Origin of the sequence: Confluentibacter flavum, from assembly GCF_002843175.1 — a bacterium.
Classification (GTDB): Bacteria; Bacteroidota; Bacteroidia; order Flavobacteriales; family Flavobacteriaceae; genus Confluentibacter; species Confluentibacter flavum.
In genome coordinates, this window is sequence record NZ_PJEO01000054.1 from 1 (window position 1) to 25446 (window position 25446).

Below are 25446 nucleotides of genomic sequence, written 5' to 3' on the forward strand. Positions count from 1 at the left end.
GCTGACTCCAAATCTAATGCACCAGCAAAACAAACTTAAAATGAAAACCTATAAAACTAAATAAAGCATCAAAAACGTTTTTGATGCTGTTTAATTAATCTATTTTTTTCTAATAACCTGTATCGATTTTTTAGGACTAGTCAATGTAACCTCTTTTTTGCACAGTTACAACATAGGTACAATTTTTTAACGCTGTAAAACAACTATTTTTCCTTACTAGCTTCCTTAAAACGGCTTTATTGGGTTAATTTTTATATCAAATAAGGTTAAAGCTTTTTCATTTTATATTTTAATTTGAGATTATATAAAATAGATTGTATTATGAAAAAGCTAAAAAAATTTCCTGATCAAAAACAGTCACAGCCAGGAAAAGCACATAAAATGGTTCCTAAGCCAGAATTGATACGAAAAAACTACAGAGGTTCTGGTAAATTAGAGAATAAAGTTGCCATTGTAACTGGTGGCGACAGTGGGATAGGGGCCAGCGCTGTGTTGCATTTTGCTCACGAAGGCGCCGATATCGCGCTAGTCTATTTAGAAGAAACTAAGGATGCTAATGCCATTAAAGAACAAGTTGAAGAAATGGGCAGAACATGCATTCTTATAAAAACGGACTTAAAAGACGAAAAGAATTGTGTATCTTCTGTCGAAACATCTATTAAAGAATACGGAAAGTTAAACATCGTAGTGAATAATGCTGCCATGCAGTTTCCCCAGAGTTCCTTATTAGATATAAATAAAAAACAATTGCATAAAACATTTGAAACTAACATCTATCCATATTTCTATTTAACCAAAGAAGCGTTAAAACATTTAAATAGTGATGATGTTATTATTAACACAAGTTCGGTAACAGCATATAGAGGAAGTGAACACTTGCTAGATTATGCCAGTACAAAAGGAGCAATTGTTAGTTTTACAAGGTCTTTATCTGCTCAATTGGCAAAAAAGGGAATTCGAGTTAATGGTGTTGCACCTGGGCCGATTTGGACCCCACTTATCCCAGCCAGTTTTGATGATGTAAACGATTTTGGTCAAGATACGCCCATGGGAAGAGCGGGCCAGCCCAGTGAGGTAGGACCAGCTTATGTGTTTTTAGCAAGTGCAGATGGTAGTTATATTACTGGGCAGTTTATCCATATTAATGGTGGTGAGATTATTGGTGGTTAATTAGGTCATCAATCGTAAATAAAATTTTATGCATGATGTATATAATTCAAAATATCACTATTTATTGTAGTTTTTTAATAACCTTAAGTTTATATAATTTGCCTATTAAACATACATACCCAGAATCTGTTGCTAATGAAGTTAAAACAGCTTTGTCGCACTTTCCAGAACTGGCTGAAGTGTCAATCGAGTTTAAATTTAAAAATAAGATTCGGAAATCGACCATGCAGGCCCAACCCGAATTTTGGCGTTTTTTCCGTAAAAAATCAAAACGCAAATACAAGATATTAATTAGCGAATCGTTTAGAATTGGAGATTCAATTTATTTCACTAAAAACATCCCATCAAATGTGCTAATAGGATGGTTTGGACATGAATTGGGACATATTAGGGATTATCAAGGACGCAGCGGTATAAACCTAATTGGATTTGGCTTAGGGTATTTGTTTTCAGAAAAAGCAATGAAACGTGCCGAACGTACTGCCGATTCTTTTGCAATTGCCCATGGCATGGAAACATATATTTTGGCAACCAAAAACTTTATTTTAAATGAAGCCAATTTTTCGGAGAGATACAAAGGGAGAATAAAACGATTTTATCTCTCACCCGAGGAAATCATGATTTTAGTTAAAGAGCGGGAGGAACAGGCAGAACAATCGCGTCAGGAAGGTTGATAATTATTTTCAACGAATAATTCCCATTCAACAAATTTATCTTCCGCCATCACACGTTCCATTTTAACCTGTCCACCTTTCTTTTTATTTGAGTCATTCCATTCATAAAAAATTGAAGACGGAATGGTTTTTACCTTCACGCCTTTTAATGCTTTAGTACGGGCCACATCATAATTTTTATTAGCTTTTAAATAATCATCTATGGATTGGGCAAGTGCATCCGTTTCAATGTTGTCAACTGTACCTAAATACCAACTATGGTAGAATTCGCCATTATAACGTTTTGCAGATATAGTATATTCCAATATTTCAATATTAAAGCTTTCTTCAAGGTGTTTAATGGCATCATCAAGTTTGTTCACGGAAAGCTGAGATCCCACGGTGTTTAAAAAAAATTTAGTACGGCCTGTTATTATAATCTCTGCTTTTTCAATATCCTTGAATTCAATAGTATCACCAATAATATATCTCCAAGCTCCGGCAACTGTACTTATTATTAACACATACTCATTATTTAGTTCTACATCATCAAGGGTAAGAGCAGGGGCATTAGGTTTTAGTGAACCATCTTCATTTATATATTCTGGCAGAAAAGGGACAAATTCAAAATAAATACCCTGGTTTGTAGCTAATTGCATAGCATTTGTTTCGGGCCTGGTTTGAAAAGCCATAAACCCTTCCGATGCTAAATAGGTATCAATAACGGTAATGGGTCTGCCCATGAGGGCATTAAAACCTTTTTCATAGGGACCAAACGCAACACCACCAGACGTGTATACTTCTAAATTTGGCCAAATTTCATGAATATTGGTTACTTTGTTATGGGAAATAACCTCACTTAATATGAGTTCAATCCATGAAGGGATACCGCTTATGGCACCAATGTCCCAATCGGTGGCATGTTCGGCAATTTGGCGAATACGGGTGTCCCAATCTTTAATCTGGGCAATATCATCTCCAGGTTTATAATAACCTCTAAACCAAGAAGGAATATTACTAGCACTTATACCACTGATTTCGCCTTCTAAATGTCTTTCTTTTTTGATTAAATCCGTAGAGCTTCCTAGCATTAATATCACTTTTTCGAAAAAGGAACCAGGCAAATCAAAATTACTTAATGCCAAAATTTGCGCGATTCCAGTAGATTTTATGCTATCAATCATGGCTTGGGTTACAGGAATGCGTTTACTGGATTTTCCAGTAGTACCGGAACTAAGTGCATAATAATCTGGATTATCAGGCCATGTGATATTGGTTTGCCCTTCATGAAGTTTAGACCACCACGTTTCATTTATTTTATTGTAGTCAAAATAAGGAATAGTTTCAGCGAAACGTGTTCGCATATCTTCGGACTCCAAGATATCATTAAAATTATAGAACTTACCAAAGGCAGTATCTTTGGCTGTTTGGAGTAAATGATGTAATACCTCCTTTTGGTTTTTGACAGGGTTAGATGAGGGTGTTAATTTTTCCGTTATCTCAATAGCGCCCTTAATAATATTCCCTATAATATTCATACAAACAATTTAAAACCAATCAAGAGGAGCCTAGGAGCTCCTCTTGCTATATTAACAACAATTATTATAATGTTTTTGAGCATTATAAAATTTGTCTTTCATGTTTTCCCTCGACCACTTCTTCTATAATTTTATCAATAAAAGCGGGTAAATCTTTAGGATTTCTACTTGTTACCAATCCAGAATCTACAACGACTTCTTCGTCTCTCCAATGAGCCCCGGCATTAACCACATCGGTTTTTATGCTATGAAATGAGGTTACTTCTCTGTTTTCAATAACGCCAGCACTAATTAATAGCCATGGGGCATGACAAATGGCGGCCACTGGTTTTCCTTCTTTAAAGAAATCTCTAATAAATATCAAGGCATCTTCATTAACCCTTAAAATATCAGGGTTTATAACGCCCCCCGGTAATATCAAAGCATCATAGTTAGAGGCATCAACGTTTTTTACTAATTTATCTACATGAATGGTCTCGCCCCAATTTTTATCATCCCAACTTTTAATGTCACCTTCTTTAATAGAAATTACATCTACCGTGGCGCCTTGTTCCTTTAAGGCCTGTAAGGGCTCAAATAATTCAGATTTTTCAAATCCATCTGTAGCTAATATGGCGATTATTTTGTTTTGTAGTTTCATGTTCAATTTTTTTATTGATTGCTATTTATTAAAGTAATATTAGCTCCTAAAGGTATTTATTGAAATTCAAGTGCATGTGCTCTATTGCTATTTTGATTGACTTGATAACTTTTTTTGTATTATGTCTTCAACAAATTTGAAGTTAATCAAATGTTTCCAATATAAAAATTCACATAATTTTAAGATGTTTTTAACTAAAAAAATGTTTATTTGACTCTTGAAGTGGTAAAGGTTAAACTTGTTTTGTTTGAGTTTTATTTTTATATATTTACGCAAAATCTATTCTGATAATTCATTAAATATGAAAATATCCATATCCTTTTTAAGAATTTGTCTATACTTTTTAATTTTAACAAGTTGTTCTAATACTGAAAAGAAAGAAGAAATTCAATCAACATCAAAAGATTTAAAAGAGGTGTATAAAGATGCTTTTTTAATAGGTTCTGCAGTTAACCTAGAGGTGTCTTCTGGAGTTGATTCTATTTCACAAAACATCATAAGACGACAATTTAATAGCATTACGCCTGAAAACGTTATGAAGGCTGAGGTCGTAAATCCGGAACCTGGGGTATATGACTTTAAAGCTGCTGATGATTTTGTGGCGTTTGGACAAAAAAACAACTTGTTTATTGTGGCACATACCTTGATTTGGCATAATCAAACGCCTGCATGGTTTTTTCAGGATGAAGCGGGAAACCCCAATACACCAGAGGCCCAAATAGAACAAATGCGCAAGCATATAGAAACTGTTGCTGGTAGATATGCTGGTAAAGTCCATGCTTGGGATGTTGTGAATGAAGTTATTGATAATGATGGCTCCTATAGAAGTGAAACCGCTTGGGTAAAAAGTATAGGAAATGGTGATGAGATGGTAAAAAATGCTTTTAAGTTTGCGAGTGAATATGCCCCAGATACCGAGTTGTACTATAATGATTTCAATGCTTGGCGACCAGAAAAAAGAGATGGTATTATGCGCATGGTCAGACTTCTTCAAAAGGAAAATATTAGAATTGATGGCATAGGGATTCAAGCGCATTGGGGACTTAACTACCCAAAAACAGAATATATTGAAGCTGCTATCGATTCATTCGCTTCGCTTGGTGTCAAGGTCATGATTACCGAATTGGATGTTGATGTATTGCCATTAACTAAGGAAGGACAAGTGATAGGTACAGGCTTGTTACATCCACAATACCAGTTAGAGGAGTTTAAAACATTTTTAGATCCTTACAAGCATGGGCTTCCAGTAGCGGAAGAAGAAGCGTTAGCTAAAAGATATGCCGAATTATTTGGGATTTTTTATAGAAAAAAAGACAAAATTGATAGGGTTACCCTATGGGGCTTGCATGACGGTATGTCTTGGAAAAACGATTATCCCCTTTTTGGTCGAACCAACTACCCGTTGTTATATAATAGAAACAAACAACCTAAACTGGCTTTAGAAGCTATTTTAGACATTCCAAATAAATAATAGTTCAGTTTACAGCAATATGAGTGAAGATAAAAAATTAAGAAGTCAAGAGTGGTTTGGTGGTAATGATAAAATGGGCTTTGTACACCGTTCTTGGTTAAGAAACCAAGGCTATCCAAATGATTATTTTGAAGGTAAACCTGTCATAGGCATATGTAATACGTGGTCGGATTTAACGCCTTGTAATGGTCATTTACGCGATGTTGCCGAAGTTGTAAAACGAGGTATTTTAGAAGCTGGAGGTTTTCCTTTGGAATTCCCCGTCATGTCCTTGGGAGAAACCATCATGCGTCCAACTACGATGCTCTTTCGTAATTTGGCGAGTATGGATACTGAAGAATCCATTAGGGCAAATCCACTCGATGGTATTGTGCTTTTAACAGGATGTGATAAAACAACACCATCAACCGTTATGGGTGCTTGTAGTGTTGATTTACCAACTATTGTAGTGCCGGGTGGGCCGATGCTAAACGGTCGATTTAGAGGTGAAACTATTGGTTCAGGTTCTTTCAACTGGATGATTAAAGAAAAACAGACAACACAAGATTTTGATGCCGAAGCCATGCAAGAAGCAGAAATTTGTGCAGCTCGAAGTATAGGGCATTGCAACACGATGGGAACTGCTTCAACTATGGGAACCATGTGTGAAGCTCTGGGGCTTACGCTTCCTGGTTTTTCATCTATCCCAGCAGCAGATTCCCGTAAAAAAGTCATGCAACAATTGTCGGGTCGTCGTATTGTGGAGATGGTGAAAGAAGATTTAACTTTATCTAAAATCCTTACCAGAAAAGCATTCGAAAATGCCATTGTAACCAATGCAGCTGTTGGTGGTTCAACTAATTTAATTATTCATTTAATTGCGATTGCTCGCCGCATTGGTGTCGATTTGAAATTAGAAGATTTTGATAGTGTTGGAAGTCAAATTCCATTATTAGTAAATCTAATGCCTTCGGGAAAATATTTAATGGAAGATTTCTTTTATGCAGGAGGCTTACCTGTGGTTATGAAAGAATTGGGCGATTTATTGCATCAAGACATCATTACGGCAAACGGAAAAACGTTTAAGGAAAATTATGCGAAAGCCACATGCTATAATGATGAGATTATTGCCAAAATAGATAAACCCTTGCAAAAACATGCAGGTATAGCTGTTTTAAAAGGCAATTTATGTGAAAATGGTGCCGTTATTAAACCTTCGGCAGCTACAAAACGTCTCATGAACCATACTGGTAAAGCAGTTGTTTTTGAAAATATGGAAGATTATCATCATAGAATTGATGATCCGAATTTAGAGATTGATGAAGATAGTGTCATCGTGCTTAAAGGAGTAGGGCCTAAAGGTTATCCAGGTATGCCAGAAGTTGGTAATGTGGATTTACCAGAAAAGCTAATTATGAAAGGGGTGAAGGATATGATTCGTATTTCTGATGGCAGAATGAGTGGAACAGCTTACGGAACCGTGGTGCTTCATGTATCGCCAGAATCAACGATTGGTGGAACGCTCGCCATTGTTCAAAATGGAGATATGATTACCTTGGATGTTGAAAACAGATTATTGCAACTTAATATTTCTGATGAAGAAATAGCAAAGCGAAAAGCTGAATGGAAAGCACCAGAGCCTCTAGCAACAAGGGGCTATGTGCGTATCTATTTAGATCATGTGGAAGGAGCGGAATTGGGTGCTGATTTAGATGTTCTTGTAGGTGGTTCGGGTTCTAAAGTGGATAGAGATTTGCATTAATTTAAAATAATAAACCAACTAAACTAAATTTAACCAACTAGATGGTAGTTATCTATTTAGTAGTCAGCGTATTGCTGATTATTTTTATGACCTCTAAACTAAAAGTACACCCGTTTGTAGTGTTGCTTTTAGTCGCTATTCTTTATGGAATTGTTTCAGGAATGCCATTAAATCAGATTATTACCTCTGTTAATACTGGCTTCGGAAACACCCTAGGTGGTATTGGAATGATTATCATTCTTGGGGTTATTATAGGTGCTTTTTTAGAAAATTCTGGAGGGGCTTATGCACTGGCAGAAAAAGTATTGAAATTTACGGGAAAGAAAAAAATTCCATTCGCCATGGGTTTAATAGGATGGTTTGTTTCCATTCCTGTTTTTGCGGATAGTGGCTTTATGTTATTAGCACCATTAAATAAAAGTTTATCAAAAAAAGCAGGTATTTCATTATCTGGAACTGCCATTGCCTTGGCTCTTGGTTTAACGGCATCGCACACCTTGGTGCCTCCCACTCCAGGGCCCATAGCAGCAGCTCATTATTTAAATGCCGATTTGGGTTTGGTTATGCTTTTCGGAATTCCTATTAGTTTAGCTGCTTTAGGTATATCATTTATTTTTATTCAGAAATATGTTGCCAAAACTTATATAGATCCTAATCCGGAAATTTCTGAAGAGGAATTGAATGAGCGTTTAAAATCAAAACCAAGCGCGCTTAAATCCGTCATTCCCATTTTTGTTCCTATCATTTTAATCGTTATTAAATCGTTATTGACATCAGTTTTTGGCTACAAAACGGAAGATTATGACACCTTTCCGATATTCGTTAAAATTTTATTATTTTTAGGAGAACCTTTTATGGCCTTATTAATTGGAGGGTTTTTATCATTAACACTTCCAAGGAAATTGAATTCAAATATGTTTTCAACCGATGGATGGATTGGAAAAGCATTAGTTGCAGCATCCTCCATTTTGTTGATTACAGGTGCGGGTGGTATTTTTGGTCAGGTATTACGTGATTCGGGAATTGCAATCACTTTGGGAGAAACATTATCTAATGTGAATATAAGCATTTGGTTACCATTTTTATTGGCAGCTGCTTTAAAAACAGCACAAGGCTCATCAACAGTAGCTCTGGTTACAACGGCTTCTATTTTGGCACCTATGATGGCCACTTTAGGTTTTGAAACCGAATTACAAAAAGCCATGGTAGTTATTGCTATTGGCGCAGGATCGTCAGTCGTTTCACATGCCAATGATAGTTTCTTTTGGGTGGTTACCCAATTATCTGGCATGGATGTGAAAATGGGTTACCGTTTTCATACATTGGGAACAGCTGTACTAGGGACATCATCAGCGATTTTATTATTTTTAACATACTTAATTTTAACTTAAATGAAAATTTACAACACAACTAAAGGGATCTTAGTTCAATCCGACACATCATTTTACATAGTAAATGAAAATTGGGATGATTTTTTTAATAATGATAATTTGTACGACAAAGTTCAAGACATTGTTAAAAAAAATTTAGCAATTGATAATGCAGAAGACATTATAGCAAACCATCTGTTAGTGCCAATGAAAAGCCAAGAATTATGGGCTAGTGGCGTTACCTATTTCAATAGCAAATTAGGAAGACAAGAAGAAAGTAAAGGTACTGGCGGCGGCGATTATTATGAGCGTGTTTATAATGCCGACAGACCAGAATTGTTTTTTAAAGCTACTGTAAATAGAGCGGTGCCATCTGGTGGAAAAGTAAACATTAGAAAAGATTCTACTTGGGATGTGCCAGAACCAGAATTAACATTGGCTATCACATCTTCTGGAAAGATAATTGGTTATACCATTGGGAATGATATGAGTTCTAGAAGTATTGAAGGCGAAAATCCTTTATACCTTCCGCAAGCTAAAACATACGATGCTTGTGCTGGTTTAGGGCCATGTGTTTATTTAACAAAAGAAGCACTTCCTTTAGATACTAAAATTGCTATGAAAATCAACAGAAATGGACAAACTGTTTTTGAAGATACCATCGAAATAAATAAGATTAAACGTAAGTTCGAAGATTTGGTTCATTACCTATATAAAGAATGTTCTTTTGCTTACGGAAGTTTCTTGATGACCGGTACCGGTATCGTACCAACGACCGCTTTTACATTACAAAGTGGCGATGAAGTTAAAATTACTATAGACAACATAGGTACTTTAGTAAACTATATAAGATGAAATCAATAAAAACTGTTTTTGCTTTTTTGCTCCTTATGACTTTAAAATTAAGTTTCGGGCAAGAAAGTGAATACAGTTTTAGTGAAGATTCTAAACGGCATGATGGTGTTCCGAAAGGCATGGCAACAAAACATGTCTGGAAGAGCACCATTTTTGATGGCACTATTAGGGAGTATTATTTGTACGTTCCTGTGCAATATAACCCCAATGAAGCTGCTGCTTTAATGGTTTTTCAAGATGGACATGCTTATGTGAATGAAGAGGGTGATTTTAGAGTGCCTGTTGTGTTCGATAATCTCATACATAATAAAGAATTGCCTATTACTATTGGGTTATTTATAAACCCAGGGCACAAGGGTTCCGAATTGCCTGAAAATCCCTTCAGGGCCAGTAACCGAAGCATTGAGTATGATAGCTTAAATGATGCCTACGCGCAGTTTCTTATAGAAGAATTAATACCAGAAATAAGCAAAACATATAATATCACCAACAATCCACAAATGAGAGCCATTTGTGGATTGTCTTCTGGTGGCATTTGTGCCTTTACAGCAGCATGGGAAAGACCCGATTATTTTAGTAAAGTCATGAGCCATTATGGAAGTTTTACCAACATTCGTGGCGGACATAATTATGAAGCCATGATTAGAAAAACTCCTAAAAAGAATATCAAAGTGTATCTACAGGATGGTTCCAATGATTTAAATAATGAGCATGGAAATTGGTGGCTTGCTAACCAGCAAATGGCATCATCATTAGAGTATAAATCATATGATTACACCTTTGTAACAGGAACTGGAGCTCACAATGGAAAACATGGAGGTAGTGTGCTCCCTGATGCGTTGAAATGGTTATGGTCTGATGTTATGAACGAATAAAAATAGAATTAAAAAAATCACAAAATGGAACTAATAGGAAAAAATTATATAGCAGGAGTTTTATCCTCAAAAGGGAAAATTACATTTAAAGGTGTAAACCCTTCTGATGCTTCAGAATTACCAACACTGTTTTATGAAGCAACCATAGAAGAGGTTGATGAAGCAGCATCAAAAGCGCATGAAGCATTCGCTATATACCGTAAAAAAAGCGGAATAGAAAAAGCGTTATTTTTGGATGTTATTGCGGATGAAATTTTAAATCTTGGAGATGATTTGATTGATCGTTGTTCTGCAGAAACCGGTTTACCTCCGGGTAGAATAATTAATGAACGCGCCAGAACTATGGGGCAATTAAAATTATTTGCGACTGTTTTACGTGAAGGTTCTTGGGTTGAGGCCAGAATAGATACGGCTATTCCAAACAGGGAGCCATTGCCGAGATCCGATTTTAGATATATGCAAAAGCCGTTAGGGGTTGTTGGTGTTTTTGGAGCAAGCAATTTTCCATTGGCGTTTTCAGTTGCTGGCGGCGATACTGCTTCGGCTTTGGCGAGTGGTTGCCCTGTAATTGTAAAAGCGCATCCATCCCATCCTGGAACTTGCGAGTTGGTGGCAATGGCCATTAACAAAGCTGTAGAAAAAACCAATATGCCTAATGGCGTGTTTTCTATGGTTCATGGTCCCTCGGTAGAAGTAGGAATGGCTCTTGTAACTCATCCACATGTTAAAGCGATTGGGTTTACGGGATCTACAAGGGGAGGAATCGCTATTTTTCAAGCGGCTAATAACCGCGAAGAACCTATTCCCGTTTATTCTGAAATGGGAAGTACTAATCCTGTATTTATCTTGCCAGAAGCATTGAAAGAACGTTCTGAAAAGATTGCTAAAGAATTAACAGAGTCTGTAACCCTTGGGGCAGGACAGTTTTGTACGAACCCAGGTTTGGTTTTTTTGAATAATGATGAAAACCTGCAAGAATTTCAGAAAGAAACAGTAAAGCATTTTGAAGAAGTTGAAGCTGCAGCTATGCTAAATAAAGGAATTAAAGCGGCATTCGATAGCGGTATTGAACATTTGTCCAAAAATGCCGATACGGTAAAATTATTAGCTAAAGGAAAAGAAAGCTCAGAAGGTTATAAAGGTAGTGCGCATTTATTCGAAACAAAAGCCAAAAGTTTTATTGAAAAGAAATTTTTGGAAGAAGAGAATTTTGGGCCATCTACAATTAATATTATTGCTGACTCGAGGGAAGAGTTGTTGGCTTCTGCGAGAAAAATGAAAGGTCATTTAACGGCTACATTATTTGCTACAGCAAATGATTTAGCAAATTATACCGATTTAATAGATATTTTAGAACAAAAAGTAGGTAGGTTAATCCTTAACGAATTTCCAACTGGCGTTGAGGTTTGTCATTCTATGGTTCATGGTGGGCCATTTCCGGCAACATCAAATAGTCGCTCCACATCTGTTGGAACGGCCGCTATATATCGTTTTACACGCCCAGTATGTTATCAAAATTTTCCTGAACATTTATTGCCAGAGGAATTAAAAACCGATAATCCCTTAGGAATTATGAGACTATTTAATGGAGATTATAAAAGATAAAAGAATGACAAAGCAAAAGAGCCAAGAATTAGATCCTTGGCTCTTTTACTTTTATTAAGATTTCAAATTATTAATATGTATTATGGAAATTGATATTTTTGATTTTCAGTAATAACTTTCCAATCATCCGTTCTAAAGGGAACGGCAGGGAAATTTTCTTTGTTGTAGAGATTGCAATCACCAGCATCATCGGCCCAACCTAAACGAACCGCAATAGGGTTTTTTAAGTCATCATGATAGACAATTACTTTGTTATCGTCAATGTATGCTTTGGCATAATAAAATGTTTTATCTGCCCCGGCAATGTCAAATCCTTTTAAATATCCATATTTATCAGGCGTCATTAAGCCGCTTCCTATGTCATCAAAAGACAAAATGATTTTGTTGTCTTTTATTTCCATGGATTTATAAGTAGGACCACTAAAAACAACATCCTTATTATAAACATTATTTAAAGCAATAGCGGCAAGCCTTTTGCCCACATCTTGTTTGTTTGTTGGATGGATATCTATGGCATTTCCCACATCAGTAGTTACGGCCATTCCTGTATTTGGAACTGTATTTAGTGTGTGTGTTTGTGCTTCCCTTAGCTCGGCCCATTTGCTACCTTTGTTGCTATTGCCTCCAAACTCATCGAATGTAGAAAGTTGAACAAAATAAAAAGGGAAATCCCCTTGGTTCCATTTTTGTCTCCAATCAGCAATCATTAATGGAAATGCTGTTTTATATTGTTGTGCTCTATTAACATTAGCTTCACCCTGATACCATAGAACGCCTTCGATGGCGTAAGGAATTAAAGGATTTACCATGGCATTGAATAATAATGATGGGTAACTATTTGGGGATATAGAAGTCAAAACATCAACAACTTGATATCTCCAAGCTCCTGTCAAAGGAATTACGGCATTCTGGGTAGTTAATTTTAAATCGGATGCTTCACCATAAATACCGCCGCCACCTGTGTTGTCAACAATTCTAACGGCAATGGTATTGATGCCTTCTTTCAAGATTCCTGCTGGGATTTTATAGTCTCTTTTTAAATTATATAGATTAGTTGTTCCTACTTCTCTACCATTTATATATGTAATATCTATGTCGTCAATTTTTGCCAATTCCAAAAAGGCTTCTTTGTTGGCATCATCTTTTGAGATTGTAAATGTTTTACGCATCCATACAGTTCCATCAAGGTTTCCTAAGGCTTGGTTTTCCCAAAGACTAGGGGCATTCATTTCTGGCCAACCACTATCATTATAATCAGGATTTTTGAAGGCCTCTTCATTATCCATGGTTATTTTTGAACCTTGAATTTTTTCTACTTTTTCTAAAATGGACTTCACTTGAAATTCTAAAATAGCATCGGTATCAATATCGGGCATATTTGCTATCATGTCTTTGAATTCATCGCTACCCTCAAAGGCTTTCCTGCTAGTCCAAGTTTCAACACAAGTGCCACCCCATGAGGTATGTATTATGCCAACAGGGATTTTTAATTCGTTATATATTTTTTTAGCAAAAAAGTAACCTATCGCCGAAAAATTGCCAACCGTATTTGTGCTGCAAACATCCCATTTACCGTTTTTTAATTTTTGCTTTGGAGTTGTGGAAACATCCTTTTCAACTAAAAACTGACGAATCATTGGGTAGTTTGCATCATTCATTTCTTGTGGCGCATTCATTGCCTGACTAACGGTAAACTCCATATTAGATTGGCCGCTGCAAACCCAAACTTCACCCACTAAAATATCCTTTAGGGTTATTAGGTTTTTTCCTTTGATAGACATGTTATAAGGACCGCCTGCAGGTTCTGGTTTTAAATTAACCTGCCATTTACCATTTTTATCGGCTTTGGTTTTTACAATTTGATTGTTAAAATGAATTTCAATGTTCTCATTCGCATCTGCCCAACCCCATACAGGAATGGGTTTATTGCGTTGTAAAACCATATTGTCAGCAAACAACAAGGGTAATTCTATATTAGCATAAGAATGAAAGCTAAAAATTAAGAGTAGTAATGTTAAAAAGTTTTTCATATCAGTTTAGTAACTTAGTTTAAGATATTGACTTATTTGATGCAAAATATAAAAATAACTTTAAACAAATGGGTCAAAATGTATCCTTTGTAGAAAATATAAAACCATGTGCATTACGTTTTTTAAAAGGGTTGTATTAGTTGGGAAATTTCTTGGGAAATTTTGTATTCATTGCATAATATTTAATTAATTTTACAATCCTGACTTTATATAAAGTTAGGCTAAAAACCCCTTTAAACTTCACGTAAATTGAAAGGGAAATCATATTTAGATAATCTAAGAAATAAAAAAAATGAAATACATCGTTTGTGAAGAACCAAACAAGTTTGCATTAAAAGAAAAGGAAATCCCTGTAAAAGAAGATAATCAAGCCCTTATAAAAATACATAGAGTAGGCATTTGCGGCACAGATTTACATGCTTATTCTGGTAATCAAGCATTTTTTACCTATCCAAGAATATTGGGACACGAGTTGGCCGGTGAAATATTGGAAATTGGTGGGAATCCTAAAAATTTAAAAGTAGGCGATAGCGTTATTGTCATGCCTTATGTCAGTTGCGGAACCTGTGTTGCCTGTCGACAAGGAAAAACCAATTGTTGTACCAACATAAGGGTTTTGGGAGTGCATACTGATGGTGGCATGCAAGAAAAAATTGCCGTAAGAACAGATTTGCTACTTCCAGCTAATCATCTTTCTTATGAAGCAATGGCCATTGTAGAACCATTGGCAATTGGCGCGCATGCTATTCGAAGAGCAAATGTACTAAAAGGAGAAACCATTGTTGTTATTGGTTGTGGACCTATTGGTATTGGTTTAATGAAATTGGCTCAAATTAAGGGTGCAGAAGTTATTGCTTTAGATGTTGATGAAGCAAGATTGAAATTTGTAAAAAATGAAATCGGTGTTAAGCATACGGTAAAAGTTTCTGAAACGGCCGTTGAAGAAGTGTCAAAGATAACTAATGGAGATTTAGCCGCAGTTGTTTTTGATGCCACAGGAAATAAAAGAGCCTTAGAGGGAGGTATTGGTTATATGTCGCATGGCGGAAGGTATGTTTTGGTAGGCTTATCAAAAGGGGAATTAACCTTTAGCCATCCAGCCATTCATGCCAAAGAATCCACTATTATGTGCAGTAGAAATGCTACTTTAGAAGATTTTGAATTTGTGATAGACAATCTCGATAAGTTTCCAACCAACGCTTTTGTAACCCATCAAGTAAGTTTTAACGATATGATTTCCAACTTCGATTCTTGGCTAGACCCAAAAACAAAGGTAATCAAAGCCATGGTAAATTTTAATATGGAGTAAAAATGTATATTGCATACTTAATTGTTATTTTGAATTAACAACATGAAATTTAGCCTTAAAAATAAAGTCGCCATTGTTACAGGTGGCGGCAGTGGTATAGGTAAATCCATTTCAAAAACCTTGGCAGAGCAAGGTGCTTATGTCCATATTTTAGAACTGAATGCCGACAATGGAAATATTACTTTAAATGACATAGTAGAAAATGGCGGTTTAGCTGAAATACATGCGTGTAATGTGGCAAACCAAGAAGACGTTACAAGAGTAATTAATAAAATTTCAGAAAAAAGTACCATCAATATTCTTATAAACAATGCAGGAGTAGCACATATTGGAAATATAGAAAAAACACTGGAAGCCGATTTAGACAGGGTCTATAACGTTAACGTAAAAGGCGTTTATAACTGTATTTTTAGTGCCATACCATACATGAAAAAACATGGTGGCGTTATCATAAACATGGCATCTGTAGCTAGTTCTGTAGCAGTTTCCGATAGGTTTGCCTATTCCATGTCTAAAGGCGCCACACTTACCATGACCTATTCAGTAGCAAAAGATTATATTGGTTATGGTATTAGATGTAATTCTATTTCCCCAGCAAGAATCCATACGCCTTTTGTGGATGGATTTTTAAAAAATAATTATCCAGGAAAAGAAACAGAGATGTTTGAAAAACTTTCTAAAACCCAGCCTATAGGGCGCATGGGTGTTCCGCAGGAAGTAGCCGATTTGGCTTTGTATTTATGCTCTGATGAAGCGTCTTTTATTACGGGAACCGATTTTCCTATTGATGGCGGATTTATAAAACTAAACGGATAAACAATTTAACGTATAAACGAATAAACGATTAAACCAGAAAATATGAAACTAATAAGATTTGGAGACGTAGGTAAAGAAAAGCCTGGAGTTCAATTAGAAAATGGAACTAAAATAGATGTATCTCATTTTGGAGAGGATTATAATGAGACTTTTTTTGAAACTAAAGGTATTGAAAGATTAAAAAACTGGTTAAAAGATAATGAAAGTAAATGTCCGTCAATTTCTGCGGAAGCTCGTTTGGGTTCACCAATTTCTCGTCCATCCAAACTTGTTTGCATCGGTTTAAATTATGCACAACACGCTGTCGAAGCTGGTATGAAGATTCCTAGTGAACCTGTGTTGTTTTTCAAATCGACCACCGCAATCATTGGTCCAAATGATGACGTTATTATCCCAAAGGGAAGTAAAAAAACAGATTGGGAAGTAGAATTAGCAGTCGTTATTGGTAAAAAGGCGTCATATATTTCAAAAGAAGAAGTTATAGATCATATAGCTGGATATGTATTACATAACGATATTAGTGAGCGCTCTTTCCAAATTGAAAGAGAAGGACAGTGGTGTAAAGGTAAAGGATGTGATACATTTGCGCCTTTAGGACCATTTTTAGCAACAACAGACGAAATAAAAAATCCCAATAATTTGAAGCTTTGGTTAAAGCTAAATGGCAAAACCATGCAAGATAGCTCTACATCAGACTTTATATTTAATATTCAAGAGTCCATTAGTTATATCAGTCAGTTTATGACGTTGCTACCTGGTGATGTTATTTCAACAGGAACGCCATTTGGAGTTGGTTTGGGTTTAAAACCACCATTATATTTAAAACCGGGCGATGTTATGGAATTAGGTATTGAAGGATTAGGAGTTTCAAAACAAAGCGTGAAAGCATATCAAACAAAATGATAATAGATAGTCATCAACATTTTTGGCATTATGAACCTGTAAAACATGCATGGATAGATGATGATATGGCTGCTATTCGGAAAGATTTCATGCCTTCAGATTTAGAAGTTGTTTATAAAAAACATGGTATTGATGGTTGTGTTGCCGTTCAAGCGGACCAAACGCTTGCTGAAACGGATTTTCTTTTGAAAGTATCATCAGAACATGATTTTATTAAAGGCGTTGTTGGTTGGGTAGATTTACGAAATAATAACATTGAAGCCACTTTAGAAACCTATGCCCAACATAAAAAGCTTAAAGGCTTTCGGCACGTGGTTCAGGGTGAACCGGATCATAATTTTTTGCTTCGACCTCGTTTTTTGATAGGCATCTCCTTGTTGAAAAAATTTAATTTTACCTACGATATATTAATTTTTCCACATCAACTTGGTGCAACTTTAGAGTTTGTTAAACAATTCCCAAATCATAAATTTGTGATTGATCATATAGCAAAACCATATATAAAAGATGGTTTTTATGATGGTTGGGCTACTTTAATGAAAGACATAGCAAAACATGAAAATGTAACCTGCAAGTTATCTGGAATGATTACCGAAGCCGATTATAAACTTTGGACTCCAGAACAAATCAAACCCTATATGGAATTGGTTTTAGAAGCTTTTGGAGCAGAACGGTTAATGTTTGGATCAGACTGGCCTGTATGTTTAGTAGCAGGAAACTATTCAAAAGTAAAAAACTTGGTAACTGATTTTATATCAAAATTAAGCTCCAGTGAGCAGGTGCAAATTATGGGAATTAATGCTATAAATTTTTATAATCTCTAATTAATGGATTTACATTTAAAAAATAAAGTGGTCGTTGTAACAGGTGCAGCCGGAGTTAAAGGCAGTATAGGTGAAACAATTGTGCAATCTTTAGCAAATGAAGGGGCAATCCCAGTTATTGTTTGTAGAAATGACCGCGGTTATGGCTATGAAAAAGAACTGAAAGACAAAGGTATTGATGCACTTTTTGTTAAAATAGATTTGAAAAATCCTGTAGAGATTGAAAGGGCTGCAAAAATTATAGGAGAAAAATATGGACGTATTGATTCCTTGATTAATAATGTTGGGGTTAATGATGGGGCAGGATTAGACTCATCGATGGAAGCGTTTATGGACTCCTTGCAGCTTAACCTTGTTAGCTTTTTTGCTATGACCAAATATTGTTTACCATACATTAAAAAATCTAAAGGCAATATTTTAAACATAGGTTCTAAAGTAGCACTTACTGGACAAGGAAGAACCTCTGGATACGCTGCTTCAAAAGGAGGTGTTTTAGGACTAACAAGAGAATGGGCGGTTGATTTGATTAAAGAAGGCATTCGTGTAAATGCGATCATTATTGCCGAAAGTTGGACACCAGCCTACGATACTTGGATTCAAACGTTGGAAAACGGGGAAGAAAAATTACAGTCCATCGTAAAGAAAATTCCTTTAGAAAATAGAATGACTACGCCTCAAGAAATAGCCGACACCTGTTTGTTTGCCATTTCAGATAGGTCATCACATACTACAGGACAATTCATAACGGTTGATGGGGGCTATGTTCATCTAGATCGATCGTTATTAACTGAATAATTTTACCAACACCACTAAACCAATTAAACTAATATGAATAAAACAACCAAAATACCAGTTGTTGCTAAATCGGTTATCCTGCCGTTTATTTTAATTACCTCACTTTTTGCGTTATGGGGATTTGCAAACGATATTACCAACCCAATGGTTTCAGCTTTTAAAAAAGTAATGGAATTGGATAATTTTCAAGCGTCCTTGGTTCAAATGGCTTTTTATGGAGGGTATTTTACCATGGCATTGCCTGCAGCTATTTTTGTGAATAAATATTCTTATAAAAAAGGAGTCTTGCTGGGATTAGCTTTATATGCTGTTGGTGCCTTACTTTTTTACCCAGCTGCAGCATTTGAAGCGTTCGGTTTTTTCTTAGCAGCGTTGTACATCTTAACATTCGGATTGGCATTTTTAGAAACTACGGCCAACCCTTATATATTGTCCATGGGCGATGAAGCAACAGCAACACAGCGCCTCAATCTGGCACAAGCATTTAATCCCATTGGGGCTTTGGGGGGCTTAATAATTGCCCAAAAATTCATCTTAGGGTTTTTGCAGTCAGATGATTTAAATCCAGATGGAACCTCTGTTTTCGAAACACTTAGCGAAACAGCAAAAGCGACGGTTCGTACGTCCGACTTACTGATAATTCGTAATCCTTATGTTATATTAGGGTTGGTTGTTATTGGCTTTTTAGTGTTGATTGCTTCAATAAAAATGCCGCAAAATAAAGATCAAGAAACCAAAGTTCATATAGGACAATCAATAGGAAGACTTTTTAAGTCGAAAAAATTTGTATGGGGCGTGATTGCTCAGGCATTTTATGTAGGGGCACAAATTATGTGTTGGACGTATTTATATCAGTATGCCGAATCTATTGGTATTGATAATCAATCTGCCGTGTGGTATGGGATTGCTGCATTAGGTATTTTTCTAACTGGAAGATTGATAGGAACAATGTTATTAAGATATATTAATAGTGGTAAGTTGCTATTCTATTTTTCGATAGGTGCCTTGGTTTGTACCGTGGCAACCGTTTTTATCACTGGAATGATTGGGCTATATGCGTTGGTTGGTATATCGTTTTTTATGTCTATTATGTTTCCAACCATTTATGGGATTGCTTTAGAAGGGCAGGGAGAAGACGCGAAATTTGGTGCTGCATTTTTAGTAATGGCCATTGTTGGTGGTGCGCTTATGCCAACGTTGCAGGGATTAATATTAGATATAGGAGGTATAGGTTATACCGATACACATATTTTAGGAGTACCAGAAGTTAATTTTTCATTTTTACTACCAGCTGCTTGCTTCTTGATTATTGGATATTATGGTATTATGGTGTACAAAAACAAATTTAAAAGTCATGGAAACTAAAAAGTACTACCTTTTTTGCGATTTAAAAGATGATGAGCATTTAATTGCAGAATATAAAGCCTATCATAAAAATGTATGGCCAGAGATTATAAAAAGTATTAAAGATTCTGGGATAGTAAATATGGAAATCTATAATAAAGGCAATAGGTTATTTATGATCATGGAAGTGAACGATACCTTTTCCTTTGATAAAAAAGCGGATATGGATGCCAATAATCCTAAAGTGCAAGAATGGGAAACCCTTATGTGGCAATATCAACAAAAAGTTCCTATGGCAAAGGATGGGGAAAAGTGGCTGCTATTAGAGGCCATTTTTAAATTATAAAACCGTTATTTTAAACATAAAAAGCCTTTAATTTTAAAATTAAAGGCTTTTTTATGCAGACTATTTTTTAATTAAATCTTTACGAAAGATATATATAAAGTAAAATAACAAGAGCGCAAACAGTATAACCGAAAGGTTTTAAATATTTCCAAGGAGTAATATCTACTTGCTTCGTGTATTCATCAAAGAAATCCGTTTCTCTTGGTTTAAAATAACTAATGATGAACATAATAAGTATGGTTAAAACAAATAATATGCCCATAAGGTGCAAGAAGCTAATGTCTGGCTTAATCACATATAAGGTAATTAAATAAGTAACAGCACTAAATACAATAGCCCAATTTGCTGCTTTTCCAGTAACTCTCTTTGAAAAAATACCAACTAATATGATGGCCAAAATTGGCACACTATGAGTTCCATTCAATTGTTGGAGGTAGGTAAAAACACCGCCTTGTACACCATATAACAAAGGTGCAATTGCCATGGAGAAAAGCCCTAAAAGGATACCGAATATCTTACCGGCTTTTACCGTTTGTCTTTCAGAAGCATCTTTATTGATGTATTCTTTATAAAAATCAAGTCCAAACAATGTTACCGAGCTATTTAAAGCACTGTTGAAAGAACTTAAAATAGCTCCAAAAAGAACCGCTGCAAAGAAACCTATAAAGGCAGCAGGAAGCACTTTTTTAACCAACATAGGGTAGGCCTCATCAGCATTAGGAATATCACCATTAAAAATATAAAAAGCTATAATACCTGGTAATACGACTATAAAAGGTCCTAATATTTTAATGAAAGCAGCAAATAATAATCCTTTTTGGCCTTCTTTTAAATTTTTAGCTCCAAGTGCTCTTTGAATAATGGCTTGATTGGTTCCCCAATAATAAAAGTTTACAATAATCATACCCGTAAACAGTGTCCAGAAAGGCACGTCAGAATCTGGGCCTCCAATAATATCAAACTTTTCAGGTAAAGCAGTAGTTAACGTGTTTAATCCAGTAAATACATTTCCATCACCAATATACATTAAACCAAAAATAGGAATTAAAGAGCCCCCTATAATTAAACCTACTGCATTTATAGAATCGGATACGGCAACGGCTTTTAATCCTCCAAAAATCGCATAGATACCTCCAACAATACCAATGGACCAAACGGTAACCCAAAGCGCGGGTATGGGTTCCATTCCTAACATTTCAGGAATATCAAACATACTATTTATAGCCAACGCTCCAGAATATAAAACAGTTGGCAGCATAGAGATAGCATATCCTAATAAGAATAATAATGATACAATGGTTTTGGTAGTTTTACCATATCTTTTTTCAAGAAATTGGGGTATGGTTGCAATACCTACTTTTAGGTATTTGGGTAATAGTACAAATGCTGTAAAAACCATGGCTATGGCAGCAACAACTTCATATGCCATAATTGGTAGGCCATCTCTAAATGATACACCGTTCATACCCACAATTTGTTCAGTAGATAAGTTGGTAAGTAATAAAGAGCCAGCTATAACAGGGCCTGTTAAACTTCTTCCTCCTAAAAAATAGCCATCTGATGAATTTTCATCAGTTTTTCGAGTAGACCACCATGCAATAATAGCTACTAGCAGAGTGAAGCCAACAAAAGATATAATTCCCATAATTTATTTGTTTAATTTATTTTATTAGTTGAAGCGGTCGACAATATACGTCCTTATTCTTTTTTATTTTACAGAAAATTTAAAAGATGTTTTAGAGACGTAATTTTCTCCCGGACTTAAAACTACCGATGGGAAATCTTTTTGGTTTGGTGAGTCTGGATAATGTTGGGTTTCTAAACAAAATCCTGTTCTATGGGCATAGGTTCCACCTTGTTTACTTGGTAATGTACCATCCAAGAAATTACCGGTATAAAGTTGAATACCTGGTTCGTCAGTCAATATTTCCATTAATCGACCGCTTTCTGGGTGATACGCTGTCGCGGCCAATCTCATGCCTTCGTTTTGGTTATTAAGTGCCCAACAATGATCATATCCGCCACCTCTTTTTAATTGTTCGTCTTTAACGGCGATATCTTTTCCAATGGTTTTGGCTTGTCTAAAATCAAAAGGTGTATTGGTCACGTCTGTTAATTTTCCGGTTGGAATTAAAGTCGCATCTACAGGAACCAATTTATCTGCATTAATTGTAACCTCGTGGTCTAAAATAGGTTTGGTGAAATCACCAGATAAATTGAAGTATGAATGTTGGGTAAGATTTACAATGGTTTTCTTATCGGTTGTAGCTTCATAAAGAACCTCTAAGGAATTATCATTATTAAGCGTATAAGTCACAGTAGTTTGTAAATTACCTGGGTAACCTTCTTCCATGTCTTTACTTAAATATGTTAGCACTAAAGACGCTGTACTGTCTGTTGCAGTTTCAGAAGCATTCCAAACTACTTTGTCAAATCCTTTAACACCACCGTGCAAATGATTTTGTCCGTCGTTTGTTGCTAAAGTGTATTCAGTGCCGTCCAATGAAAATTTAGCTTTTGCAATTCTGTTACCGAATCTACCAATTAAAGCTCCAAAATAAGGTACTCCTGGCATTTGATATTTGTGTATACTATCAAAACCTAAAACAATATCCTTGTATTCGCCATTCTTATCAGGCGCTGTCCAAGATGTTATAATACCGCCATAGGTAATAATACTTATCTCCATTCCTTTTTCATTTTTTAGAATGTATTTATCTACAGGGATGCTATCTGTTGTTGTTCCAAACGGTTCTTTTGTAATGGTGACAAGGTTTTTCATTTCTTCGACAGTTATAATATTAGTGTCCGTTTTTTTTTCATTTTTACATTGAATACTTAATAAGGCGAAACTTAATAAGGTTACTACATAAAAACTACGCTTTAATGTGTTCATTTGTTTGTGGTGTTTTAGTTAAACAATTATAAACGATGCTGAAACATATTGTAATAGGCTTCATTGGCATTGATCTTATCTTTAAATTCCCTTACTGAGGTGTTGTTATCTATAACAAGTAATTCTACACCAGCAATATCGGCAAAATCTTCCATATATTCAGTAGTAATAGCTTGGCTGTATACGGTATGGTGCGCACCACCAGCTAAAATCCATGCTGTTGCAGCTACCTCTAAATTTGGTTTAGCATCCCATAGTACTCTGGCAACAGGAAGTTTTGGTAAATCTGCCATTGGTTTTACGGCTTCAACTTCATTTACAATCAATCTAAATCTATTGCCCATATCTACTAACGATACATTAATAGCTTGGCCTGCGGGGGAGTTAAATACCAATCTCACAGGATCTTCTTTACCGCCAATACCTAGCGGATGCACTTCGCATGATGTTTTTCCATCCGTAATAGACGGACAAATTTCTAGCATGTGCGAGCCTAGTACATACGATTTTTCAGGAGTGAAATGATAGGTGTAATCTTCCATGAAAGAGGTACCACCTTCTAAACCATAATTCATAACTTTTAAAGCTCTAACCATGGCAGCTGTTTTCCAATCGCCTTCTCCAGCAAAACCATAGCCATCGGCCATTAAACGTTGCGCAGCGATACCTGGCAATTGTTTTAATGCGCCTAAATTTTCAAAGGTGTCCGTGAATGCTTTAAAACCGCCTTCATCTAAAAAGGAACGTAAGCCTAACTCAATTTTAGCTGCTTCTACTAAAGATTGTCTTTTTTCTCCACCTTTTTTAAGTGATGGCGTTAATTCATATGAAGATTCGTAAACGTCCAATAATGTGTTTAAATCGCTTTCTGATACATTATCGATATGTTTAACAATATCTGAAGAATCATAACCGTTAACAGACATCCCAAAACGAATTTGAGCGTCTACTTTATCACCATCGGTTACAGCTACTTGACGCATGTTGTCTCCAAATCTAGCGACTTTTAAGTTCTGTAAATCATCCCAACCAAGTACTACACGAGACCAAATGCCTAATTTTATCTGAACGCGTTCGCTTTGCCAATGGCCAACAACCACTTTACGTTTTTTACGCATTCTAGACATGATGTATCCAAATTCTCTATCGCCGTGAGCAGATTGATTTAGATTCATAAAATCCATATCGATGGTACTCCAAGGAATTTCAGCATTAAACTGTGTATGTAAGTGGCAAATAGGTTTGTTTAAAATATTTAAACCAACAATCCACATTTTTGCAGGAGAAAAGGTGTGCATCCAGGTAATTAAACCGATACAGTTTTTTTCGGCATTAGCTTCTTGGCATATATTGGTAATTTCATCTGGAGTTTTTACGGTTGGTTTAAAAACAATATTTACGGGAATATGTGAAGATCCATTTAAACCTTTAACAATCTCTTGAGAATTTAAAGCAACTTGTTTTAAGGTTTCTTCTCCGTATAAATGTTGGCTACCTGTGACGAACCAAATTTCTTTTTTTGAAATATCTATCATTTTAATCTTATGGGTTATAGTTAGTTATTGACCGTAATAGGAATTTTTTCCATGTTTACGTTCGTAATGTTTTTTGATTAATGAATCTTTAAGTCGGGGAGCATTCGGATTTATTTGTCTGGTTAAATAAGCCATTTCTGCAACGACTTCCAATACTTTACTGTTGTAAACGGCTTTAGCAGCATTTTTTCCCCAAGCAAAAGGGCCGTGATTTCCTATAAGAATCATTTCAACTTCTTGATAAGAAAGACCTTTGTTTTTAAAACAATCTAGAATTTGAATGCCCGTGTTGTGCTCGTAATTTCCTTGAATAAGGACGTCGCTCATTGGTGGTGCACAGGGTATATCGGATGTTAAATGGTCGGCGTGGGTTGTTCCGAAAATAGGAATATCCAATTGCGATTGTGCCCAAGCGCAAGAATAGGTGGCGTGTGTATGAGCAATACCGCCTATATCTTCCCAATGTTTATAAAGGTAGGAGTGCGTTTTAGTATCCGATGAAGGCCTCATAGAGCCTTCAATGATATTATTATCAAAATCTAAAATAACAATATCTTCTATTTTTAAAACCTCGTAAGGCACACCACTAGGTTTGATGGCGAAAACGCCATTTTTTCTATCAACGGCACTGACGTTTCCAAAGGTGTATACTACCAAACCTAATGCATCTAATTGCATGTTGGCTTCGTAGCATTCTTGTTTTAAATCTTTATATTTTGAATTCATTTTT

22 protein-coding genes are annotated in these 25446 nt (G+C 35.7%); 15 read left to right on the forward strand and 7 right to left on the reverse strand.

Features of this window, described 5'->3' with window-relative positions:
- Positions 1–321 precede the first annotated feature (321 nt).
- Positions 322–1170, forward strand: coding sequence for an SDR family oxidoreductase (locus tag CSW08_RS15515; protein ID WP_106660790.1), 849 nt, complete (start codon positions 322–324; stop codon positions 1168–1170).
- Positions 1171–1202: 32 nt separating this feature from the next.
- Positions 1203–1844, forward strand: a complete 642-nt coding sequence (locus CSW08_RS15520; RefSeq protein ID WP_238987288.1) for a hypothetical protein — start codon at positions 1203–1205, stop codon at positions 1842–1844.
- On the opposite strand, the gene CSW08_RS15525 is transcribed toward CSW08_RS15520, so the two are convergent.
- Entirely contained in the window at positions 1832–3361 is a 1530-nt protein-coding gene (locus CSW08_RS15525; protein ID WP_106660791.1) for a GH3 family domain-containing protein, read from the reverse strand. The two genes, CSW08_RS15520 and CSW08_RS15525, sit on opposite strands and share 13 nt — an antisense overlap.
- Positions 3362–3443: 82 nt before the next feature.
- Entirely contained in the window at positions 3444–4001 is a 558-nt protein-coding gene (locus CSW08_RS15530; RefSeq protein ID WP_106660792.1) for a type 1 glutamine amidotransferase domain-containing protein, read from the reverse strand.
- Positions 4002–4302: 301 nt separating this feature from the next.
- On the opposite strand from CSW08_RS15530, the gene CSW08_RS15535 reads away from it, so the two are divergent.
- The 6 genes from CSW08_RS15535 to CSW08_RS15560 are packed head-to-tail and all read left to right on the forward strand — an operon-like array spanning position 4303 to position 11918.
- The gene (locus CSW08_RS15535) at positions 4303–5472 is read left to right on the forward strand and encodes an endo-1,4-beta-xylanase (RefSeq protein WP_106660793.1); all 1170 of its coding nucleotides are present in this window, start codon (positions 4303–4305) and stop codon (positions 5470–5472) included.
- Positions 5473–5491: 19 nt separating this feature from the next.
- Entirely contained in the window at positions 5492–7213 is a 1722-nt protein-coding gene (locus CSW08_RS15540; protein ID WP_106660794.1) for an IlvD/Edd family dehydratase, read from the forward strand.
- 41 nt (positions 7214–7254) lie between these two features.
- Positions 7255–8604 (forward strand): GntP family permease, encoded by a 1350-nt coding sequence (locus CSW08_RS15545; protein WP_106660795.1) that lies wholly within the window; start codon positions 7255–7257, stop codon positions 8602–8604.
- Entirely contained in the window at positions 8605–9438 is an 834-nt protein-coding gene (locus CSW08_RS15550; RefSeq protein WP_106660796.1) for a fumarylacetoacetate hydrolase family protein, read from the forward strand.
- Positions 9435–10313, forward strand: coding sequence for an alpha/beta hydrolase (locus CSW08_RS15555; RefSeq protein WP_106660797.1), 879 nt, complete (start codon positions 9435–9437; stop codon positions 10311–10313). The genes CSW08_RS15550 and CSW08_RS15555 overlap by 4 nt, the downstream gene beginning before the upstream one ends.
- A gap of 24 nt (positions 10314–10337) precedes the next feature.
- Entirely contained in the window at positions 10338–11918 is a 1581-nt protein-coding gene (locus CSW08_RS15560) for an aldehyde dehydrogenase (NADP(+)) (RefSeq protein ID WP_106660798.1), read from the forward strand.
- A gap of 80 nt (positions 11919–11998) precedes the next feature.
- Here the strand turns inward: CSW08_RS15560 and CSW08_RS15565 are convergent, their stop codons facing one another.
- A complete protein-coding gene (locus CSW08_RS15565; protein WP_106660799.1) occupies positions 11999–13948 on the reverse strand; it encodes a sialate O-acetylesterase in 1950 nt (649 codons plus the stop codon).
- Between the two features lie 292 nt (positions 13949–14240).
- Here CSW08_RS15565 and CSW08_RS15570 point away from each other — a divergent pair, with 292 nt between their 5' ends.
- Genes CSW08_RS15570 through CSW08_RS15600 form a run of 7 tightly spaced genes read left to right on the forward strand, consistent with a single transcriptional unit; the run spans position 14241 to position 20285 of the window.
- A complete protein-coding gene (locus CSW08_RS15570) occupies positions 14241–15257 on the forward strand; it encodes a zinc-binding alcohol dehydrogenase family protein (RefSeq protein WP_106660800.1) in 1017 nt (338 codons plus the stop codon).
- Positions 15258–15299: 42 nt separating this feature from the next.
- Complete coding sequence (locus CSW08_RS15575) at positions 15300–16073, forward strand: SDR family NAD(P)-dependent oxidoreductase (RefSeq protein ID WP_106660801.1); 774 nt, start codon at positions 15300–15302, stop codon at positions 16071–16073.
- A gap of 42 nt (positions 16074–16115) precedes the next feature.
- Positions 16116–16976: a fumarylacetoacetate hydrolase family protein gene (locus CSW08_RS15580; RefSeq protein ID WP_106660802.1), complete on the forward strand. Its 861-nt coding sequence runs from the start codon at positions 16116–16118 to the stop codon at positions 16974–16976.
- On the forward strand, positions 16973–17800 hold the full coding sequence (locus tag CSW08_RS15585; protein ID WP_106660803.1) for an amidohydrolase family protein: 828 nt from the start codon (positions 16973–16975) through the stop codon (positions 17798–17800). Before CSW08_RS15580 ends, CSW08_RS15585 begins: the two co-directional genes overlap by 4 nt.
- Before the next feature lie 3 nt (positions 17801–17803).
- A complete protein-coding gene (locus CSW08_RS15590; protein WP_106660804.1) occupies positions 17804–18595 on the forward strand; it encodes an SDR family oxidoreductase in 792 nt (263 codons plus the stop codon).
- Between the two features lie 33 nt (positions 18596–18628).
- Positions 18629–19960 (forward strand): L-fucose:H+ symporter permease, encoded by a 1332-nt coding sequence (fucP, locus tag CSW08_RS15595; RefSeq protein WP_106660805.1) that lies wholly within the window; start codon positions 18629–18631, stop codon positions 19958–19960.
- Positions 19950–20285: an L-rhamnose mutarotase gene (locus CSW08_RS15600; protein WP_106660806.1), complete on the forward strand. Its 336-nt coding sequence runs from the start codon at positions 19950–19952 to the stop codon at positions 20283–20285. The genes fucP and CSW08_RS15600 overlap by 11 nt, the downstream gene beginning before the upstream one ends.
- Before the next feature lie 79 nt (positions 20286–20364).
- Here the strand turns inward: CSW08_RS15600 and CSW08_RS15605 are convergent, their stop codons facing one another.
- From CSW08_RS15605 to CSW08_RS15620, 4 genes are all read right to left on the reverse strand, one after another.
- Positions 20365–21930 carry a solute:sodium symporter family transporter gene (locus tag CSW08_RS15605; RefSeq protein ID WP_106660807.1) on the reverse strand — a complete coding sequence of 522 codons (1566 nt, stop codon included), beginning with the start codon at positions 21928–21930 and terminating at the stop codon, positions 20365–20367.
- A 63-nt stretch (positions 21931–21993) separates the two neighbouring features.
- A complete protein-coding gene (locus CSW08_RS15610; RefSeq protein WP_106660808.1) occupies positions 21994–23181 on the reverse strand; it encodes an aldose epimerase family protein in 1188 nt (395 codons plus the stop codon).
- A 26-nt stretch (positions 23182–23207) separates the two neighbouring features.
- Positions 23208–24716 (reverse strand): L-arabinose isomerase, encoded by a 1509-nt coding sequence (araA, locus tag CSW08_RS15615; RefSeq protein WP_106660809.1) that lies wholly within the window; start codon positions 24714–24716, stop codon positions 23208–23210.
- Positions 24717–24740: 24 nt separating this feature from the next.
- Positions 24741–25442 (reverse strand): L-ribulose-5-phosphate 4-epimerase, encoded by a 702-nt coding sequence (locus CSW08_RS15620; protein WP_106660810.1) that lies wholly within the window; start codon positions 25440–25442, stop codon positions 24741–24743.
- Between the last annotated feature and the right edge of the window lie 4 nt (positions 25443–25446).

Coding starts and splice junctions, on each gene's coding strand:
- CSW08_RS15565 (WP_106660799.1), bottom strand. CDS start 13,948: ATGAAAAACTTTTTAACATTACTACTCTTAATTTTTAGCTTTCATTCT.
- CSW08_RS15570 (WP_106660800.1), top strand. CDS start 14,241: ATGAAATACATCGTTTGTGAAGAACCAAACAAGTTTGCATTAAAAGAA.
- CSW08_RS15620 (WP_106660810.1), bottom strand. CDS start 25,442: ATGAATTCAAAATATAAAGATTTAAAACAAGAATGCTACGAAGCCAAC.
- CSW08_RS15520 (WP_238987288.1), top strand. CDS start 1,203: ATGATGTATATAATTCAAAATATCACTATTTATTGTAGTTTTTTAATA.
- CSW08_RS15535 (WP_106660793.1), top strand. CDS start 4,303: ATGAAAATATCCATATCCTTTTTAAGAATTTGTCTATACTTTTTAATT.
- CSW08_RS15560 (WP_106660798.1), top strand. CDS start 10,338: ATGGAACTAATAGGAAAAAATTATATAGCAGGAGTTTTATCCTCAAAA.
- CSW08_RS15525 (WP_106660791.1), bottom strand. CDS start 3,361: ATGAATATTATAGGGAATATTATTAAGGGCGCTATTGAGATAACGGAA.
- araA (WP_106660809.1), bottom strand. CDS start 24,716: ATGATAGATATTTCAAAAAAAGAAATTTGGTTCGTCACAGGTAGCCAA.
- CSW08_RS15605 (WP_106660807.1), bottom strand. CDS start 21,930: ATGGGAATTATATCTTTTGTTGGCTTCACTCTGCTAGTAGCTATTATT.
- CSW08_RS15545 (WP_106660795.1), top strand. CDS start 7,255: ATGGTAGTTATCTATTTAGTAGTCAGCGTATTGCTGATTATTTTTATG.
- CSW08_RS15550 (WP_106660796.1), top strand. CDS start 8,605: ATGAAAATTTACAACACAACTAAAGGGATCTTAGTTCAATCCGACACA.
- CSW08_RS15590 (WP_106660804.1), top strand. CDS start 17,804: ATGGATTTACATTTAAAAAATAAAGTGGTCGTTGTAACAGGTGCAGCC.
- CSW08_RS15575 (WP_106660801.1), top strand. CDS start 15,300: ATGAAATTTAGCCTTAAAAATAAAGTCGCCATTGTTACAGGTGGCGGC.
- CSW08_RS15530 (WP_106660792.1), bottom strand. CDS start 4,001: ATGAAACTACAAAACAAAATAATCGCCATATTAGCTACAGATGGATTT.
- CSW08_RS15610 (WP_106660808.1), bottom strand. CDS start 23,181: ATGAACACATTAAAGCGTAGTTTTTATGTAGTAACCTTATTAAGTTTC.
- CSW08_RS15540 (WP_106660794.1), top strand. CDS start 5,492: ATGAGTGAAGATAAAAAATTAAGAAGTCAAGAGTGGTTTGGTGGTAAT.
- CSW08_RS15585 (WP_106660803.1), top strand. CDS start 16,973: ATGATAATAGATAGTCATCAACATTTTTGGCATTATGAACCTGTAAAA.
- CSW08_RS15580 (WP_106660802.1), top strand. CDS start 16,116: ATGAAACTAATAAGATTTGGAGACGTAGGTAAAGAAAAGCCTGGAGTT.
- fucP (WP_106660805.1), top strand. CDS start 18,629: ATGAATAAAACAACCAAAATACCAGTTGTTGCTAAATCGGTTATCCTG.
- CSW08_RS15555 (WP_106660797.1), top strand. CDS start 9,435: ATGAAATCAATAAAAACTGTTTTTGCTTTTTTGCTCCTTATGACTTTA.
- CSW08_RS15600 (WP_106660806.1), top strand. CDS start 19,950: ATGGAAACTAAAAAGTACTACCTTTTTTGCGATTTAAAAGATGATGAG.
- CSW08_RS15515 (WP_106660790.1), top strand. CDS start 322: ATGAAAAAGCTAAAAAAATTTCCTGATCAAAAACAGTCACAGCCAGGA.